At 62.9% G+C, this 18,089-nt stretch carries 16 protein-coding genes; 11 read left to right on the top strand and 5 right to left on the bottom strand.

The features are described 5' to 3' along the window. Nucleotides 1-3 precede the first annotated feature (3 nt). On the bottom strand, nt 4-3,165 hold the full coding sequence (locus ACYU8T_RS10840; RefSeq protein ID WP_247229955.1) for an efflux RND transporter permease subunit: 3,162 nt from the start codon (nt 3,163-3,165) through the stop codon (nt 4-6). A 24-nt stretch (nt 3,166-3,189) separates the two neighbouring features. Next, nucleotides 3,190-4,359: an efflux RND transporter periplasmic adaptor subunit gene (locus tag ACYU8T_RS10835; protein WP_461159430.1), complete on the bottom strand. Its 1,170-nt coding sequence runs from the start codon at nt 4,357-4,359 to the stop codon at nt 3,190-3,192. Nucleotides 4,360-4,531: 172 nt separating this feature from the next. On the opposite strand from ACYU8T_RS10835, the gene ACYU8T_RS10830 reads away from it, so the two are divergent. Then, the gene (locus tag ACYU8T_RS10830; RefSeq protein ID WP_097092543.1) at nt 4,532-4,780 is read left to right on the top strand and encodes a GlsB/YeaQ/YmgE family stress response membrane protein; all 249 of its coding nucleotides are present in this window, start codon (nt 4,532-4,534) and stop codon (nt 4,778-4,780) included. Nucleotides 4,781-4,850: 70 nt separating this feature from the next. Here the strand turns inward: ACYU8T_RS10830 and ACYU8T_RS10825 are convergent, their stop codons facing one another. The 3 genes from ACYU8T_RS10825 to ACYU8T_RS10815 form a co-directional block, all read right to left on the bottom strand. Next, entirely contained in the window at nt 4,851-5,105 is a 255-nt protein-coding gene (locus ACYU8T_RS10825) for a GlsB/YeaQ/YmgE family stress response membrane protein (protein WP_022682486.1), read from the bottom strand. A gap of 201 nt (nt 5,106-5,306) precedes the next feature. Then, nucleotides 5,307-5,606, bottom strand: a complete 300-nt coding sequence (gene sciP / locus ACYU8T_RS10820; RefSeq protein WP_097092542.1) for a CtrA inhibitor SciP — start codon at nt 5,604-5,606, stop codon at nt 5,307-5,309. A gap of 107 nt (nt 5,607-5,713) precedes the next feature. After that, complete coding sequence (locus ACYU8T_RS10815; RefSeq protein ID WP_097092541.1) at nt 5,714-6,010, bottom strand: hypothetical protein; 297 nt, start codon at nt 6,008-6,010, stop codon at nt 5,714-5,716. 124 nt (nt 6,011-6,134) lie between these two features. Between ACYU8T_RS10815 and mnmA the strand changes: the two genes are divergently transcribed. The 10 genes from mnmA to ACYU8T_RS10765 all read left to right on the top strand — a co-directional run bounded on the left by mnmA (nt 6,135) and on the right by ACYU8T_RS10765 (nt 17,926). Continuing rightward, the gene (mnmA, locus tag ACYU8T_RS10810; RefSeq protein WP_247229949.1) at nt 6,135-7,241 is read left to right on the top strand and encodes a tRNA 2-thiouridine(34) synthase MnmA; all 1,107 of its coding nucleotides are present in this window, start codon (nt 6,135-6,137) and stop codon (nt 7,239-7,241) included. 41 nt (nt 7,242-7,282) lie between these two features. Continuing rightward, nucleotides 7,283-7,945 carry an ATP phosphoribosyltransferase gene (gene hisG, locus ACYU8T_RS10805; protein WP_097092539.1) on the top strand — a complete coding sequence of 221 codons (663 nt, stop codon included), beginning with the start codon at nt 7,283-7,285 and terminating at the stop codon, nt 7,943-7,945. Further along, complete coding sequence (gene hisD, locus ACYU8T_RS10800) at nt 7,935-9,224, top strand: histidinol dehydrogenase (protein ID WP_461159429.1); 1,290 nt, start codon at nt 7,935-7,937, stop codon at nt 9,222-9,224. The genes hisG and hisD overlap by 11 nt, the downstream gene beginning before the upstream one ends. Nucleotides 9,225-9,308: 84 nt before the next feature. Then, complete coding sequence (gene nusB, locus ACYU8T_RS10795; RefSeq protein ID WP_097092537.1) at nt 9,309-9,755, top strand: transcription antitermination factor NusB; 447 nt, start codon at nt 9,309-9,311, stop codon at nt 9,753-9,755. A gap of 43 nt (nt 9,756-9,798) precedes the next feature. Continuing rightward, nucleotides 9,799-10,713, top strand: coding sequence for a thiamine-phosphate kinase (gene thiL / locus ACYU8T_RS10790; RefSeq protein WP_461159428.1), 915 nt, complete (start codon nt 9,799-9,801; stop codon nt 10,711-10,713). Nucleotides 10,714-10,964: 251 nt separating this feature from the next. Then, nucleotides 10,965-13,088: a sodium-translocating pyrophosphatase gene (locus ACYU8T_RS10785; RefSeq protein ID WP_461159427.1), complete on the top strand. Its 2,124-nt coding sequence runs from the start codon at nt 10,965-10,967 to the stop codon at nt 13,086-13,088. Between the two features lie 191 nt (nt 13,089-13,279). Continuing rightward, nucleotides 13,280-13,960 carry a DUF2490 domain-containing protein gene (locus tag ACYU8T_RS10780; RefSeq protein WP_461159797.1) on the top strand — a complete coding sequence of 227 codons (681 nt, stop codon included), beginning with the start codon at nt 13,280-13,282 and terminating at the stop codon, nt 13,958-13,960. Nucleotides 13,961-14,066: 106 nt separating this feature from the next. Continuing rightward, a complete protein-coding gene (locus ACYU8T_RS10775; RefSeq protein ID WP_461159426.1) occupies nt 14,067-15,191 on the top strand; it encodes an 8-amino-7-oxononanoate synthase in 1,125 nt (374 codons plus the stop codon). Continuing rightward, entirely contained in the window at nt 15,188-15,802 is a 615-nt protein-coding gene (gene bioD, locus ACYU8T_RS10770; protein WP_461159425.1) for a dethiobiotin synthase, read from the top strand. The genes ACYU8T_RS10775 and bioD overlap by 4 nt, the downstream gene beginning before the upstream one ends. A 102-nt stretch (nt 15,803-15,904) precedes the next feature. Continuing rightward, nucleotides 15,905-17,926, top strand: coding sequence for a M13 family metallopeptidase (locus ACYU8T_RS10765; RefSeq protein ID WP_461159424.1), 2,022 nt, complete (start codon nt 15,905-15,907; stop codon nt 17,924-17,926). Nucleotides 17,927-18,089 lie beyond the last annotated feature (163 nt).

Below are 18,089 nucleotides of genomic sequence, written 5' to 3'. Positions count from 1 at the left end.
GCTTCACTCCGCCGGTTGTGCAGTTCCTTCATGCTTTGCGTCGTCTCCCGCCTTATAAGTAAGCAGGCGTCGGCCAAGGCGCGGTCCCGCCCATCCTTCCAGCTGCAACGCCAAACTGAATGTTGCAGGCACGATGACGAGCGTGAGGAGCGTGGACAGAAGCAGCCCGCCGATCACCGTAATACCCATCGGCGCGCGCCACGCGCTATCCCCGCCAAGCGAAACCGCGGTCGGCACCATGCCCGCCACCATTGCGACCGTGGTCATGACGATCGGCTGCGCGCGCTTGTGCCCGGCATCGATGATCGCGTCGAAACGAGGAACCCCCTTCTGGATTTCCTCCAGCGCGAAGTCGATCACCAGGATCGAATTTTTCGCCACGATACCCAACAGCATCAAGACGCCAATCATGACCGGCATCGAAATGGGATTGCCTGTAAGATGCAATGCCAAGGCTCCGCCGAGCGGCGCCAGCAGCAGCGATCCGAGATTGACGAAGGGCGGCATCAACCGCTTGTACAGAAGCGTCAGCACCGCGAGCACCAGCAGGATGCCGGAAATCACCGCGACGGCGAAGTTCTTGAGCATCTCCGCCTGCCATTTCGACTCACCGGTATTGATCTTCTGAATGCCGGTGATGCGGCCTTCGTTGATCTCCTTCATCGTGGGCAGGGCGTTGATCTTCTTCATCGCCTGACTGCTGACGATGCCTGGGGCAAAGTCGGCATCGACGACGATCCGGCGTATCTGATTATATCGGCGTATCTGCGTCGGCCCGGCGCCAAATTCCACGTCAGCAACGACTTTCAGCGGAACCGAACCGCCGTTGACCGTCGGTACGGGCATGTTCTCGATGGTCGTGATATCGCTTCGGCTATTCTCCTCCACCGCGACGCGGATCGGGATCTGCCGGTCCGAGAGCGAGAATTTCGCGGTATTCTGATCGATGTCGCCGATCGTCGCCACTCGGATCGTCTGGCTGAGCGCGGCCGTCGTGACGCCAAGGCTGGCGGCCAGGTCGAAGCGCGGCTTGATGATGATCTCGGGTCTGTTCATATCGCCCTGTACCCGAGGCGCCCGTATTTCCTTCACGCTCAGCATCTCGCCGACCAGCTTGTTTGCAGTTTGGTCAAGCAGTTCGGCATTGTCGCTGCCCAGCATGATGGTAACGTCGCGGCCCATGCCGCCACCTGCCTGCGACTGGAAGTTCACGCGCGCATCTGCGATTTGCTGGAATTTGGGCGCCATGCTGCGTTCCCATTCCACGGAGGACGCAGGCCGGTCCTTCTTGAGCGTTAGATAGATGTTTGCGCTGGTCGGTTGGATGTCCGCGAAAGCCGCGTCGACAAATTGCTTGTCCGCCGTCAGCATGTCCGCCACGCGGCGCGCAACCTGAGTGGTCTGCGCAAGCGTGCTGCCTGGCACGGTTTCGATCTTCACCTGACTGTAATCGGTGTTCATCGACGGCTGGAACGCCATTGGCAGGGTGCCGAAGGCAAGCAGCGTCGCCAGAAATGCGAGCCCCCCTATGCCCACCGTCCAGATCCGGTGATCGCGCAGCCATGCGGCAAAGCGCGGCCTTGCTCCCCGCGCGCGATGCGCATTGGCCCGGCTTTCATCCAGCGACCAGTGGAGCACCCGCATATAGACGTCCATCAGCCAGCCTTCGCCATGGCTTTCCTGCCCATGCGCCTTCAGGAAATAGGCGGCGATCATCGGCGTGATCAGGCGCGCGACGGCCAGGCTGAGCAGCACCGCCACTACGACGGTCATGCCGAACTGGATGAAGAACTGGCCTGAAATGCCCGGCATCAATCCGACCGGCAGGAACACGGCAACGATCGCCATGGTCGTAGCCAGCACGGCCAGTCCGATTTCGTCCGCCGCGTCGATCGAGGCCTGGTAGGCCGTCTTTCCCATGCGCATATGGCGGACGATATTCTCGATTTCCACGATGGCATCGTCGACCAGCACGCCCGCAACCAGACTCAAGGCCAGGAGCGAGGTGACGTTGAGCGTGAAGCCCATCATATCCATGAACCAGAAGGTCGGAATGGCCGACAGCGGAATGGCCAGCGCGGCGATGATCGTCGCGCGCCAGTCGCGCAGGAACAGGAACACCACGACGACCGCCAGCACCGCGCCTTCGATCATCGACTGCATCGCCGCGTGGTACTGGCTCTTGGTGTAATCGACGCTGTTGAACAGCTCCCTGTAACGGACCTTCGGATTTTCCTTCTTCAGCTGCTCCATCACCTTCATCGCATCGTCGAATACGGTGACGTCGGATGATCCCTTCGCCTTTTCCAGGCTGAAGCTCGTCACCTGCATGCCGTTCATCAGCGAAAGCGATCGCTGTTCGGCAAACATGTCGCGAACATCGGCTAGATCGGACAGCTTTACGGTGCGGCCCCCTGGGATGGCTATCTGAGTCTGGCCAAGCGCATAGGCATCCTGTGCGTTGCCGAGCACGCGGATCGCCTGTTCGGCTCCGGCGATTTCGGTGCGTCCGCCCGCAGCGTTCAGGTTGACCTGCTGCAACTGTTGATTGACCTGCGCGGCGGTGACCCCATGGGACTGCAACTTTGCCGGGTCGAGAATGACGCGTATTTCGCGAGTGACGCCGCCACCGCGCCGGACTGCTGCCATGCCCGGCACCGCGAGCAGCCGCTTGGCGACGGTATTGTCGACATACCATGACAATTGTTCGAGGGTCATGTCGGTGGCTTCGGCGCTGAAATAGGCGATCGGGCGATCGGCATCCAGGCGCGTCACCTGCGGTTCCAATATGCCTTCGGGCAGGTCGCTGCGGATTTGGTCGACCGCATTCTTGACGTCATTGACGCCCCGGTCGATCGGAGTTCCGATCTGGAACTGGACGATCGTCGTCGACTGACCCTCAGACACTGTTGAGGTGATCTCGTCCACGCCGCTGATGCCACGCACCGCCGCTTCGACGCGCTGGGTTACCTGGGTTTCCAGTTCAGGCGGTGCGGCGCCCGGCTGTAAAACGACCACTTGAGCAACGGGAAAGGTGACGTCCGGCTGCTGGTTGACGTCCATGCGGCCGAAGCTGACCATGCCGGCCAGCAGCAGGGCTACGAACAGCACGAGCGGGGACACTGGGTTGCGGATGGCCCAGGCAGAGATATTGCGAAAACTCATGACGGCTTCCTCGCCTGCGCGGGCTTACCCGGCCTTTTGAACTTGTGGCCGCACCTTCTGCCCCGGCCGCAGGAATGCGCCTGCGGATGCGACAATGCGTTCGCCGCCATTGAGGCCGCGCGTCACCGGAACACCCTTCGGAGAGACCTGCCCGACCTCGACGCCGCGCCGTTCAGCCTCATTCCTTCCGTTGATGACATAGACGAAATGCCCCTTGGCATCCGTCTGAATGGCGGACTCCGGCAGCAGCGGTGCCGTAGCGGTGCCGCTCACGATCTTGGCGGCAGCAAAGCCGCCTGGCCTGATTTCCTTGTTATAGGGAATGGCGATGCGGACAATGCCCTGCCGCGTCTGCGGATCGACGACCGGCGATACCTGCCAGACGCGGCCTGAAAATTCGGTTTGACTACCGACAGGCGTGACTGTTGCGCTGTTACCCGGCCGCAGCGTCGCAAGATCGCCTTCGCTCAGCTGGGTCAAAAGCTCCATCTCGCCACCCTTGGCCATGCGGAACAGCACGCCGCTGCCCGAACCCACAATCTGTCCCGGCTCCACCTCTCGCGTCAGGACGAGGCCCGCGGCAGGCGCGCGAATATCGAGCCGCCCGGTGCGGGCGCGTTGTTCGGCAAGCTGCGCTACGGCGACATTGACCCGAGCGTTGGCGGCGTCGCGCGTGGCGGTACGCTGATCGATGTCGGCTCGGCTGATGAAACCGCGCTTCACAAGAGCTTGGGCCCGGTCGAGCTGCGCCTGCGCCAGCTTCGCATCGGCCCGATTGACCTCCAGCTGTGCGGCGAGCGAACGTATCTGCTCGGTCTGCACCGATCGTTCGATCACTGCCAGCACCTGTCCGGCGCGCACCCAGTCGCCCGGTTGCACCAGCACGCGCGTGACCTGTCCGCCTTCGCCCACCACGCCGACCGGCATGTCGACCCGAGCGGCGAGCGATCCGGTGCCGCTCACGATGCGGGGCACGATGGATTGCCCGGGAACCAGCACGGTGACGACCGGCGCCTCTTCCACCGTGGCGGCCGCATCCTCGCCCTTGCCATGCATGCTGATCCAGGCGGCCGCAGCAATCAGGATGATGGCGATCACAGCGCCAATCGTCAGCGCCCGCCGCTTGGAAGAGCGCGGTTCTTCGCCAAAGATGCGCGCCGGAGCGTCGCCGGCAACCTGAGTTTCGTAGTTCATCCTGGTTCCATCAACGGGCGGCCGAGCCGGCAGGTGCTGTGTTATATAAATACATCACCCTGCTCAACCCTAAATACACTGTGCGCACCAGCGGGGCAACGGCGGCACTGGCCCGCGCGCTTGCCAAATCGGCGCACCTGTGGCGCTATGGGGGATGTGGGCGGAGGCTAGGATGGAATTACTGGGGTGGATCATCGTAGGCCTGCTCGCTGGAGCGATCGCTCGTCTGGTGATGCCTGGCCGCGATCCAAGTGGATGCGTCGTGACTATATTGCTGGGGATAGCGGGTGCGCTGTTCGCCGCTTATGTCGGGCGTCTGCTCGGCATCTATGAACCCGGGCAGCAGGCGAGCTTCCTTGCTGCGGTTCTCGGGTCGATCGCGGTTCTGGCAATCTACCGGTGGTTCGCGCGGCGCGGTTGACCGCATGACGAAAAGGGCTGCGCCGAAACGCAGCCCTTCATACCCGCCAGCGATGCTTTGGGTGGTTTTTTTAACGCACCGATCCGCGACGGACCAGGTTAACGATGGCAAGCAGCACGATGGCGCCTACCAGGGAAACGAGGAAGCTATAGAGCGTCAGGCCATCATTGATCGAACCGCCGCTAAAGATCAGGCCACCAATGAACGCGCCGACGATGCCGACGACGATGTTCAGCAAAATGCCCTGCTGCGCATCGGTGCGCATGACCATGCTGGCAAGCCAGCCAATGATGCCACCGACAACAAGCCACAAAATGATACCCATTTCACACTCTCCTTGGACCAGCGCCCCCAGCGGGTTGGCTGATCTATTCAACGGCGAACTCGGCTTCGCGTTCCCTGAGAAATGTTTCTGGGTTGACAATGGCTGGTGAATCGGATGGCCCACCAACAGAAAGTGCCGCCGAATCTGCATTCGGCGGCACTTGCCCGAAGCGCGTCCAGCATGTGCCGGACTGGCGGATCCTCAGTATTTCTGCTGCCGTTCGTAGAGCGACTTATAATATTGAATCCGCGTCACGCGCAGGCCATGCATGCCTGAACGGTCCACGGCGCGCTGCCATCCTGCAAATTCCTCCAGCGTCAGCGAGTAACGCGCGCAGGCTTCATCGACCGTAAGCAGGCCTCCATTGACGGCTGCGACGACCTCAGCCTTGCGGCGGACGACCCAGCGCGTCGTGTTGGCAGGCGGCAGGCTCTCCAGAGTCAAGGGTTCCCCGAGCGGCCCGACGACCTGAGCAGGTCGGATTTTTTGATTTTCTATCATTCTCACCCTCAAAAAGCGGCACTGGCGTTGCCGAATTCAGCAGCGGCAACCGTTATGCGCGTCAGCCCTGAAGATCAGCTAAAGCGCCACGGTAAACGCCCCCTTCATCATCCTTGTCCCACTCTTAAATGCTGTGCGATCAACGGGTTGAAGCTTCCCGTCGGACGCGCGGCTTCGATCATGCCGCTTGGACGTGGCGCGAACACTTCGGCCAAATCCTGGATCCAGTCTCCTGGTTCATCCTGCCCCCGCAGGACCCCGGCAACCGCCTGAGCGGTCGGGCTGGCCGCCTGCTCCGCCGCGGAAGCGGCGCGCAGCAGCGGCCAGACCGGCGCGTGCGGCCGGCTGACAGGTCTGGCATTGGCGGGTTTAAGCCCGCCTGCCCGAAGGAAACCGAAATCCATGGGAAGGATAAGTAGGGGAGAAAGGATAAAGTCCGGTAAACTCGCGCAACCGAAACGATGCTTTGGAGGCGAAAGGGCCGAATCCGGCTGGAATGCATCGCAGCGGGCGATTATATGGCCGCCTATGCAGCCCGAATTTCAGTTGCCCGAACCGCTTGCGAAGCGGCGAATCGTCGTTGCCATGTCAGGCGGCGTGGATTCCAGCGTCGTTGCCGCTCTTGCTGCACGCACGGGGGCTGAAACCATTGGCGTGACGCTCCAGCTTTATGATCATGGCGCGGCGGTCGGCCGCACCGGCAGCTGCTGCGCGGGGCAGGACATACGCGACGCGCGCGCTGTCGCCGATCGGATCGGTATTGCCCATTATGTCTTTGACTATGAGAGCCGCTTTCGCGATTCAGTGATCGCGGACTTCGCCGATGAATATATGTCGGGACGGACGCCTATCCCCTGCGTCAAATGCAATATGGGGGTGAAGTTTACCGATCTGTTTCAGATAGCGCGAGACCTGGGCGCCGACTGTCTGGCGACCGGCCATTATGTTCGCCGCGTCGAAGGCGCGCAAGGTGCTGAACTGCACCGGGCTGCGGACCCGGCGCGCGACCAGAGCTATTTCCTTTTCGCCACGACGCAGGCCCAGCTCGATTATCTGCGCTTTCCGCTGGGTGGCCTACCCAAGCCGCAGGTGCGCGAAATCGCGGCGGAACTCGGCCTCTCCGTGGCGCTGAAGCCCGACAGCCAGGACATCTGCTTCGTGCCCGATGGCGATTATGCAGGGGTGGTGCGCAAGCTGCGCCCGGATGCCGACGAGGGCGGCGACATCGTCCATGTCGATGGTCGCGTCCTCGGCACGCATAAGGGGCTGATCCACTACACCGTTGGCCAGCGCAAGGGGCTGGAGATTGGCGGACAGGCCGAGCCGCTTTATGTCGTCCGCCTCGATGCTGACGGGCGGCGGGTAATTGTCGGACCCAAGGCCGCGCTGGCGGTGTCTGCGGCGCGGCTGAGTGACATCAACTGGCTTGGCGGCGCCTTCACAGGCCCCCTGACGGCCAAGGTGCGCTCCATGGCCAAGCCCGTCCCGGCCCGGCTGGAGGGTGATCGCCTGGCTTTCGACGCGCCCGAATATGGCGTCGCGCCGGGGCAGGCGGCGGTGCTCTATGCGGGCGACCGGGTGCTGGGGGGCGGCTGGATCGAGGCCACCGAAGCGGCGCTGGCGCACGCTGCATGAATATTGTCCTTTATGGCGCGCGCCGCTAAGGCCCGCCGGTCATGACTCGTCCGCTCACCCTTGCCATCCCGAAAGGCCGCATCCTCGATGAGGCGCTGCCGATGCTCGCGCGCGTCGGCATAGAGCCGGAGGCGGAGTTTCATGACAAGAAGAGCCGGGCGCTGCGCTTCGCCACCAATCGCCCTGACATTTCGATCATCCGCGTGCGCGCCTTCGACGTGGCGACCTTCGTCGCCCATGGCGCGGCGCAGATCGGGATAGTAGGTTCCGACGTGGTGGATGAGTTCGACTATTCCGAGCTTTATGCGCCGGTCGACCTCGACATCGGTCATTGCCGCTTGTCGGTCGCCGAACCGGTCGATCTTGCTGGGGAGGATGAGGCGGCGATGAGCCATGTGCGAGTCGCCACCAAATATCCCTATCTGACCCGCCGCTACTATGAGGCGCGTGGGATTCAGGCGGAGTGCGTGAAGCTGAACGGAGCGATGGAACTCGCGCCCTCGCTCGGCCTGTCGCGGCGGATCGTCGATCTCGTGTCGTCGGGAGCGACACTCAAGGCGAACGGGTTGGTCGAAACCCATGTCATCATGCAGGTCTCGGCGCGGCTGGTCGTCAATCGCGCCGCCTACAAGATGCGTTCGGCCGAACTGGCGCCGTTGGTGGAAGGCTTCCGCAAGGCCGTAGGAGGCAGGGATGCCGCTTAGGCTCGACAGCCGTGACGCCGACTTCGCCGCCGCCTTCACGGCGCTGGTCGATGCCCGGCGCGAGGCGGATGAAGATGTGTCCCGCGATGTCGCGGCGATTCTGAAGCGCGTCCGTGCGGAGGGCGATGCAGCACTTGCCGATTATACCAGCCGGTTCGACCGGCACGATCTGGCAGCAAGCGGCTGGGCGGTCACCCCCGCCGAGTGCCGCGCGGCGCTGGACGGCATCTCGTCCGAATTACGCGAAGCCCTCGAACTCGCGGCGGCACGTATCACCGCCTATCATGAAAAGCAGAAGCCGCAGGACAGCGATGGCACCGACAGCGCTGGCGTGCGGCTGGGCGCACGCTGGCGGCCGGTCGATGCGGCGGGGCTTTATGTACCGGGCGGCCGGGCGGCGTATCCCAGCTCGCTGCTGATGAACGTCATCCCCGCCAAGGTGGCTGGCGTGTCGCGCATCGCCATGGTGACCCCGACGCCCAATGGCGTGATCAATCCGCTCGTCCTCGCCGCTGCCAGCATCGTCGGTATCGAGGAAATCTGGCGCGTCGGCGGTGCTCAGGCGGTGGCGGCGCTTGCCTACGGCACGGATCGGATCAAGCCTGTGGATGTCGTCACCGGGCCCGGCAATGCCTGGGTCGCTGAAGCCAAGCGGCAATTATATGGCGTGGTCGGCATCGACATGGTCGCTGGCCCATCCGAGATCGTTGTCGTCGCCGACGGGAAAAACGATCCGGACTGGATCGCCGCCGATCTGCTGAGCCAATCGGAGCATGATCCGACCAGCCAGTCGATCCTGTTCACGGACGATGCGGTTTTCGCCGACGCGGTTGCAGCGGCGGTGGAAAGGCGCTTGCCGCTCTTGTCGACGCAGGCGGTCGCCACGACCAGTTGGGCTGCAAATGGCGCGGTCATCCTCGTGCGCGATCTTGAAGAGGCCATGCCGCTCGTCAACCGTCTGGCGGCCGAGCATCTGGAACTGGCTGTGGATGATCCCGAAATCCTGTTTGCGCAGGTTCGTCATGCCGGATCGGTGTTCCTGGGCCGCCTGACCCCCGAAGCGGTGGGCGATTATGTCGCGGGACCGAACCACGTCCTGCCCACCGGGCGGCGCGCGCGTTTCTCCTCGGGGCTATCGGTACTCGACTTCATGAAGCGCACCAGCTTCCTCAGCCTTGATCAGGCCGCGATCGATGCGATCGGCCCGGCGGCGGTTGCGCTGGCGGAGGCGGAAGGACTGCCCGCGCACGCCGCCTCCGTGGCGGTGCGGCTGAGCTGATCATTTTCGTTCGGTTCGAGCCTGTCGAGAACCGGATGCGCAGGGTTCTCGACAGGCTCCAATTGATCGGAATAGAAGACCTTTATGAACGAACGCTCCAAATCCCGCTCCGCCGCCCGCCTTGCCGCGGTGCAGGCGCTGTACCAGCTGGAAATGGAAAGCACGCCGCTTAGCGTCCTGCTGCATGAATTCCATCAGCACCGGCTCGGCGCGACGATCGAGGATGTGACCTATGCCGAAGCGGAGGAAATCTTCTTCGACGATATCGTGACTGGCGTTGACAAGCGGCGCGGCGAAATTGACGGACTGATCACCGCCCGCCTTTCGAAGGGCTGGAGCCTCGAGCGTCTGGACAGGCCCATGCGGCAGATCCTGCGTGCGGGCGCCTATGAGCTCATCGCGCGCCGCGATGTGCCGACCGGAACCGTGATCAGCGAATATGTCGACGTGGCTCACGCCTTTTACGACAAGCGCGAGGCGGGTTTCGTGAACGGCCTGCTGGATGGCGTCGCAAAGGATGTGCGGAAGTAACGAACCACTTCTGTTAGGGCCAAGGGCGAACGAGGTCATTTTCATGTCCGCTGAATCCCGCTTCCTGACCCTCCTCCGCCTGCTGGCCAATGATCCCGCCGCGCGCGGACTGCAGGACGATGCCGCCGTTCTGGACGTGGGCGGTTCGCGGCTGATCCTCACCAGCGACACGATGGTGGAGGGGGTGCATCATCTTGCCAACGATCCTCCCGCCGACATCGGCTGGAAGCTGGCGGCGGTCAACCTGTCCGACCTCGCCGCCAAAGGCGCACGGCCGGTCGGCTGTTTGTTAAACTATGCGCTGTCAGGGGATGACCCTTGGGACGTCGCCTTTCTCGAAGGATTGGGGGAGGCACTCGGCCGTCATGCCATGCCACTTCTGGGTGGAGACACGGTAAAGATGCCGCAGGGTAGCGCGCGCAGCTACAGCCTGACCGCGATTGGCGAGGCAAGCGGTTCGGTCCCTGCCAGGAGCGGCGCGCAGGCGGGTGATCGCCTTTACCTCACCGGGCCAGTAGGCGACGCAGGGGCGGGTCTGGACTTGCTCCGATCGAACCCTGCCGCGTCAGGGCCGCTGGTCGAGGCCTATCGGCGTCCCAGGCCCCGTCTTGCGGAAGGCGCGCTACTCGCGGGCCAGGTGCATGCGATGATGGACGTGTCGGACGGGCTCCTGATCGACGCTATGCGCATGGCGCAGGCCAGCGGGCTATCCGTCACCATCGACCATGTGCCGCTCTCTTCGGCCCTGGAACTGGTGAGCGGCGGCGGCACGGCCGCTCAGATCGCCGCCGCGCGCGCAGGCGATGATTATGAACTCCTGTTCGCCATGCCATCCTCCGTCAAGCCGCCGGTAAGGGCCATTCCAGTAGGCAGCTTCTCTCCCGGGTCAGGCCTCACGCTGATGATCGACGGGGCGTCAGTGCCGCTGCCGGACCGGCTCGGCTGGGAACATGGTTGAAAGCCAAGCGCGCAACAGCTTGATTCAGGTGCGTTTCGTAACGACTTGACGCCGCTCATCCTGCCTGTAGCTTCGCGCCATCCTTTTCTCAGCCCGGTTGGACGCCATCATGTCCGTGACCTTGACGCTGATTGATGCGGTGCCTGATGCCGGAAGCGCGAATTCCGGCCGCCCGCTTTCATGCCTTTCGTCCGCCCGTCTTTCCCTGCGGAGCGGCCGATGACAGGAAAACAAGGGGGAGAGGAACATCCATGCAGATTGTCTATATCGCCATAGGGTGCGGCCTGCTGGCCGTGCTCTACGGCTTGTTCACCAGTCGTCAGGTGCTGGCAGCGTCTGCCGGCAATGAAACCATGCAATCCATAGCGGGCGCGATTCAGGAGGGGGCGAAGGCCTATCTCAGCCGCCAATATATGACGATCGGCATGGTCGGGGTCGTGGTGGCCGCCCTGGTCTTCTTCTTCCTGGGCGGGACCTCCGCAATCGGATTTCTGATCGGCGCGATCCTGTCGGGGGCGGCCGGCTTCATCGGCATGAATATTTCCGTGCGCGCCAATGTCCGTACCGCCGAAGCGGCACGCACGACATTGCAGAGCGGGCTTACGGTGGCTTTCCGCGCGGGTGCGATCACGGGCATGCTCGTGGCAGGGCTGGCGCTGCTCGCGATCAGCGTCTTCTTCTGGTATCTGACGGGGCCAGCGGGCCACGCTCCCGATGACCGGCTGGTGATCGACTCTCTGGTAGCGCTTGCATTCGGCGCCAGCCTCATCTCGATCTTCGCGCGGCTGGGCGGCGGCATCTTCACTAAGGCGGCGGACGTCGGCGCGGATCTTGTGGGCAAGGTGGAAGCGGGCATTCCGGAGGACGACCCACGCAACCCCGCCGTGATTGCGGACAATGTCGGCGACAATGTCGGTGACTGCGCGGGCATGGCAGCCGATTTGTTCGAAACCTATGTCGTGACGGTCGGCGCGACCATGGTCCTGACCGCCCTGCTGGTGAGCGGTGTCGACAACGCCTTTCTGCAACGGCTGATGTCCCTGCCGCTGATCGTTGGCGGCGTGTGCATCATCACCTCGATCATCGGCACCTATATGGTGCGTCTCGGTTCCAGCCAGTCGATCATGGGCGCGCTCTACAAGGGCTTCTGGACCACCGCGATCCTTTCGATTCCGGCGCTCTATTTTGCAACCAGCTTCACGCTGGGAGACTTGAATGCACGCTTCGGCACTGATCTGGACGGCGCAGGCGGTTATACCGGCAGGGCCTTGTTCTGGGCGATGATGGTCGGGCTTGCTGTCACTGGCCTCATCGTCTGGATCACCGAATATTATACCGGCACCAATTATCGCCCGGTGCGCAGCATAGCCCGTGCGTCTGAAACCGGCCACGGCACCAACGTGATCCAGGGCCTAGCCGTCAGCCTGGAAGCGACCGCGCTTCCGACGCTTGTGATCGTCGCGGGGATCATCGTCGCGCATCAGTTGGCGGGGCTGATCGGCATAGCCTTTGCAGCGACCGCGATGCTGGCGCTCGCGGGCATGGTCGTGGCACTGGACGCCTATGGCCCTGTGACGGACAATGCGGGCGGCATCGCGGAGATGTCGCATCTCGACGACAGCGTGCGGGTCAAGACCGACGCGCTCGATGCCGTGGGCAACACCACCAAGGCAGTGACGAAGGGCTATGCCATCGGCTCGGCTGGGCTCGCAGCGCTTGTGCTGTTCGGCGCCTACACGGAGGACCTCAAATTCTACAACTCGGCCCTCGGCCTGACTGAGCCGGTCGATTTCAGCCTGTCCAATCCTTACGTCATCGTCGGTCTGCTGCTGGGCGCATTGCTGCCCTATCTGTTCGGCGCGATGGGCATGACGGCTGTCGGCCGCGCGGCGGGCGACGTTGTGAAGGACGTTCGCGATCAGTTCGCCACCAACAGCGGCATCATGAAAGGCACGTCGCGCCCTGATTATGCCCGCACGGTCGATCTCGTCACCCGCGCGGCGATCAAGGAGATGATCATACCCAGCCTGCTGCCGGTGCTGGCGCCGATCATCGTCTATTTCGCCATTTCCGCCGTAGCCGGGACGCCGAACGGCTTTGCGGCGCTTGGCGCTTTGCTGCTTGGCGTCATCGTGTCGGGCCTGTTCGTCGCGCTCTCGATGACCTCAGGCGGGGGCGCCTGGGACAATGCCAAGAAATATATCGAGGACGGCAACCATGGCGGCAAGGGATCTGACGCGCACAAGGCGGCGGTGACCGGCGATACGGTGGGTGATCCTTATAAGGACACCGCCGGACCGGCCGTCAATCCGATGATAAAGATCACGAACATCGTTGCCTTGCTGCTGCTCGCCGCTCTCGCACACGGCGTCTGACGGCAAAAATTTTCGAGGACGAAGATGGCCCTGTCCGGCGATGGACGGGGCCATTTTTAGTGCGATCTGGATCGGCCATGGCGCAGGATAACTTCAGAAACAATTGTCACAAAAAATACATAAAATGGAAATGACATGGTCACATAAAGGTCATAGTCGGCCCCCGCGCCACAAGGCGATGGGAGATCATGATGCGACCGACTCTGAAGCTGTTGACGGCCTCGCTGGCCTTGGCTGTGCCATCTCTGGCACATGCGACTGAGGATGATCAGCTTTGGACCGGTGTCAGCGCCACGGTGAAGCTGAGCGACAAATGGCGCTTATCTCAGGAAGTCATTGCCCGGTTCAGCGAAGACCGCGACGGCCTTTACGAGGTCGAGATGAATTCGCTCCTCGGTTACAAGGTGACGAAGAATGTGACGGTCTGGGCGGGCTACACCCACGATCCCAACTACAATGCCGGAGAGTTCGCGGTGATGGAGCATCGCGGCCGCCAGCAGGTAACGTTCGACAATATCGTGAAGATCGGGCCGGGCCAGTTGAGCGCGCGCCTTCGCCTGGAAGAGCGCTGGCGCGAAGGTGTCGACGGCACCGCGTGGCGCTTCCGCCCCTATGTCAAATATGTGCTGCCTTTCAAGGAAGGCGGCAAGACCGCCTTGGTGCTGAGCCATGAAAGCTTCATCGACCTCAACACCACCAATTTCCAGCGGGTCGAGGGGGAGGAGCGGATGCGCAACCTGATCGCCATCACCACCCCAATCACGAAGAATGTGAATGCGGAAATCGGCTATCTGCATCAGCATGGCTTCCGGCCCAATGCGGAAGATGCCAATGACAATGTGGCGTCCTTCGCGTTGAGCTTCTCCTTCTGATTATTCGAACTTAGGCGGGGGAGGAGGGTGCCTTTCCTTGCTCGACGGATGAACGCCAGGCCCTCCAGCTTGCCCCTGTGCCTGTCGCGGGCCTATAGGGCCCGCCATGACAAGCGAACCCTTCCGCTCGCAACTGGCGGCTCTTGAAAGTCGCGGCCGCCTGCGCCGCCTGGTGCCGCGCGCCGGGCGCGATTTCGCCTCCAACGACTATCTGGGCCTCGCGTCCGATCCGATGATCGGCCAAGCGGTGGCGGATGCGGTGGCGCGGGGCGTGCCCGTGGGATCGGGTGGCTCCCGCCTGCTGCGCGGCAACGCACCCGAGCATGAGGGGCTGGAGGCGAAGGCTGCGGCCTTCTTCCGCACGCAGGCGGCCTTGTTCCTCGCCAATGGCTTCGCAGCCAATAGCGCGCTGTTTTCGACATTGCCGCAGCGGGGCGACCTGATCGTTGCGGACGAGCTGATCCACGCCAGCGTGCATGACGGCATCCGCCTGTCCAAGGCCGCCACTGTCTTCGCCCGGCATAATGATGTGCAGAGCTTCGCCGACCTGATCACCGCCTGGCGGGGGGAAGGCGGCAAGGGCCGCATCTGGATCGCGGTCGAAACGCTTTATTCGATGGACGGCGATACGGCTCCGCTCGCTGATCTTGCCAAACTGGCGGCGCAGCATGACGCGATGCTGATCCTCGACGAAGCCCATGGCACGGGCGTGTCCGGCCCGAGCGGCCGGGGCTTGTCCGCCGGGTTCGACGGGCTGCACAATGTCGTGACGCTCCATACCTGCGGCAAAGCGATGGGCGTGGAAGGCGCACTGATTTGCGGGCCGCAGATCATCATCGACTATTTGATCAACCGCGCACGAGCCTTCATTTTCTCCACCGCGCCCTCGCCTCTGATGGCGGTGGCGGCTTCGGCCGCACTCGATCGGATCGAGCAGGCGGACGACCTGCGCGCGCGGCTGAAGACGCTGTGCATCGATGCCGCCGAAGTGATCTGCGCGCCGTTGGGCCTGCCTGCGCCGCGTAGCCAGATCGTGCCGATCCTGCTCGGTGAGGACCGGCGCGCCATGGCTGCCGCCGCCGCACTTCAGGAGGCAGGCTTCGACGTGCGCGGCATCCGCCCGCCTACCGTCCCGCCGGGCACCAGCCGCCTGCGCATTTCCCTGACATTGAATGTCGGCCGAGCCGATGTGGCGGCGCTTGGGGAAGAATTGCAGAGGGTCTTGGGATGACGCGCTTCCTGGTCACCGGAACGGACACGGATATCGGCAAGACGGTCTTCGCCGCAGGCCTGGCAGGCGCACTTGGCGCATATTATTGGAAGCCGGTTCAGGCCGGGGTCGATCCAGAAGGCGACAAGGAAACGGTCGCCCGGCTTGGCGGCATTCCCAAGACCCATATCCTTCCCGAGGCCTACCGCCTCAGGACGCCTGCTTCACCTCATCTGGCGGCGCGTATCGACGGGGTGGAAGTGCATCTCGACAAGCTCGCCCTGCCGCAAGTGGACGGGCCGCTGGTTGTGGAAGGTGCAGGCGGCGTGCTGGTGCCGGTCAGCGAAACGCTGCTGATGGCCGATCTCTTTGCATATTGGCAGCTGCCGGTGATTCTTTGCGCGCGCACCGCGCTTGGCACCATCAATCACAGCCTGCTCAGCATCGAGGCGCTGCGCAGCCGGGGCGTGCCGCTGGCAGGCATTGCTTTCATCGGCGATCCACATGAGGAGAATGAGCGGATCATCCCGCAGCTTGCCAAGGTGCCCAGCCTCGGCCGTCTCCCCCGCCTGGACCCGCTCAATGCCGCCAGCCTGAAGGCTGCTTTTGCCGAGAATATCCGCCTGCCCTGAACCGGGCGGCAGCCGCTTTTGCATGATTTTCGATAATTGACATGGACTTGTCCGGCTGCGCCGGGTCAACTGCCATGATCGGATCAAGCAAGGGATGCTTCGATGAAAAATCTTCTGATGAGCGCCGCTGTTGGCGTTCTCCTGCTCGCCGCCAACGCCGCGCAGGCGGATCAGGCGCCACCGGCCAAGCCGACCTATGGCAGCTACGGCTTCGACAGCAAGGGCATGGACCCGTCCGTCAAGCCGGGCGATGATTTCTACCTTCACGCCAATGGCGGCTGGGCCAAGGCCACGCCGATCCCCGCAGACAAATCCAATTATGGCGCGTTCAACGTGCTTGATGACCTGTCGCGAGAGCGCACCCGGGGCATATTGGAGGAGGCGAGGAAAGACCCCGCCAGCCGGATCGGCATCGCCTATGCCAGTTATCTCGACGCGCCCACCGTGGAAGCGAAGGGGCTGACGCCCATCAAGCCCTGGCTCGCGAAGATCGAGGCGGTGAAGGACAAGGCTGGTTACGCCCGCTTGGCGGCGGAGGCTGCCCGGGCCGGCATAGCAGGACCCTTCACCTTTTATGTCGGACAGGATGACAAGGCGCCTGACACTTACATCCTGAACCTGCGCCAGTCGGGTCTGGGTCTACCCGACCGTGACTTTTATCTCCAGCCCGACGATAAGATGGCGGCCATCCGGACCGCCTATGCCGCGCATCTGGAACAGATGCTGACGCTGGCGGGCGCGAGCAACGCAAAGGCCCGCGCTGCCAACCTGATGGCGTTCGAAACGGAAGTCGCCAAGCTGCACTGGACCCAGGTCGACAGCAGGGACGCGAACAAGACCTATAACCGGATGACCCTTGCCGAATTGCAGGAGGCCGCGCCCGGTTTCGACTTCGCCGCCTATTTCGCCGCCAACGGACTGAAACCAGAGGCGCTGATTGTCGCGCAGCCCACGGCGATCACCGGCGAAGCAGCACTGATCGCGCGAACCCCGGTCGAAGTGCTCAAGGACGCCCTTCTGCTGCGTAGCCTCCATAGCTATGCCACTTATCTGCCCGATCGCATTGCCGACGCGGACTTCGCTTTCTACGGCACCACCTTGTCGGGCACGCCTCAGCGCGAAGAACGGTGGAAGCGCGCGGTCGGCTTCGTCAAGGATGCGATGGGCGAGGAAGTCGGCAAAATCTATGTCGCCCGCTATTTTCCGCCGGAAACCAAGGCGGCGATGGATCAACTCGTCAAGAATGTGATCGCCGCCATGGGTCGCCGCATCGATGGCCTCAGCTGGATGAGCGATGGCGCGAAGGAGAGGGCGCACAAGAAGCTGGCGGCCTTCACGCCAAAGATCGGCTACCCCGACAAATGGCGGGATTATGGCGGGCTCGACATGGCGGCGGGCGATCTGTTCGGCAATGCGCTGCGGTCGAACCAATATGAATTCGATTATCAGATGGGCAAGCTGGGGAAGCCCATTTACCGGTGGGAATGGCAGATGACGCCGATGGAGATCAACGCTTATGCGGACTTCTCCATGGTTGAGATCGTCTTCCCGGCCGCGATCCTCCAGCCGCCCTTCTTCGATCCCTACGCCGATCCGGCAGTGAATTATGGCGGCATCGGCGCGGTGATCGGCCATGAACTCAGCCATCATTTCGACGACCAAGGCGCCAAATATGATGAAAGCGGCAAGCTCAACCAGTGGTGGAGCGATGCCGATGTCGCGGCTTTCAAACAGCTGACCGGCAAGCTGGTGAAGCAATATGACGCCTATGAACCCTTTCCCGGAGCGCATGTGAAGGGCGATTTCACGCTGGGTGAGAATATCGGTGATCTCGCAGGCGTCGCTGTGGCGCTCGACGCCTATCATGCCTCGCTCGGCGACAAGCCTGCGCCGGTGATCGATGGCACCACCGGGGATCAACGCTTCTTCCTGGGTTGGGCACAGGTATGGCGGCGCAATTATCGCGAACCGAACTTGCGCCAGCGGCTCGTCACCGACCCGCATTCGCCCTCGCAATATCGGGCGGACACGGTGCGGAACTTCGATCAATGGTACGCCGCCTTCAAGCCTGCGCCCGGCAGCAAGCTCTATCTTGCTCCGCAGGAGCGCGTGAGAATCTGGTAAAAAATGAGGACGTCTAACGTTCCGGCTGCGGCGAGCCGTGACGATGCGGGGGATGAGTTGAACGGCGCCCGGCCGTCACCCCTCAAATCTCACGTTTCGCCGGAACACTCTTTAAACCTTGTGCGCTCTTCCACAGCTTTAAGCCATCAAATCGCAAGGAGAA

The sequence above is a fragment of the Sphingobium sp. TomMM35A genome, assembly GCF_054771735.1.
The sequence above is the reverse complement of the archived record's forward strand: the minus strand, read 5'-3'. Positions and strand labels throughout refer to the sequence as shown.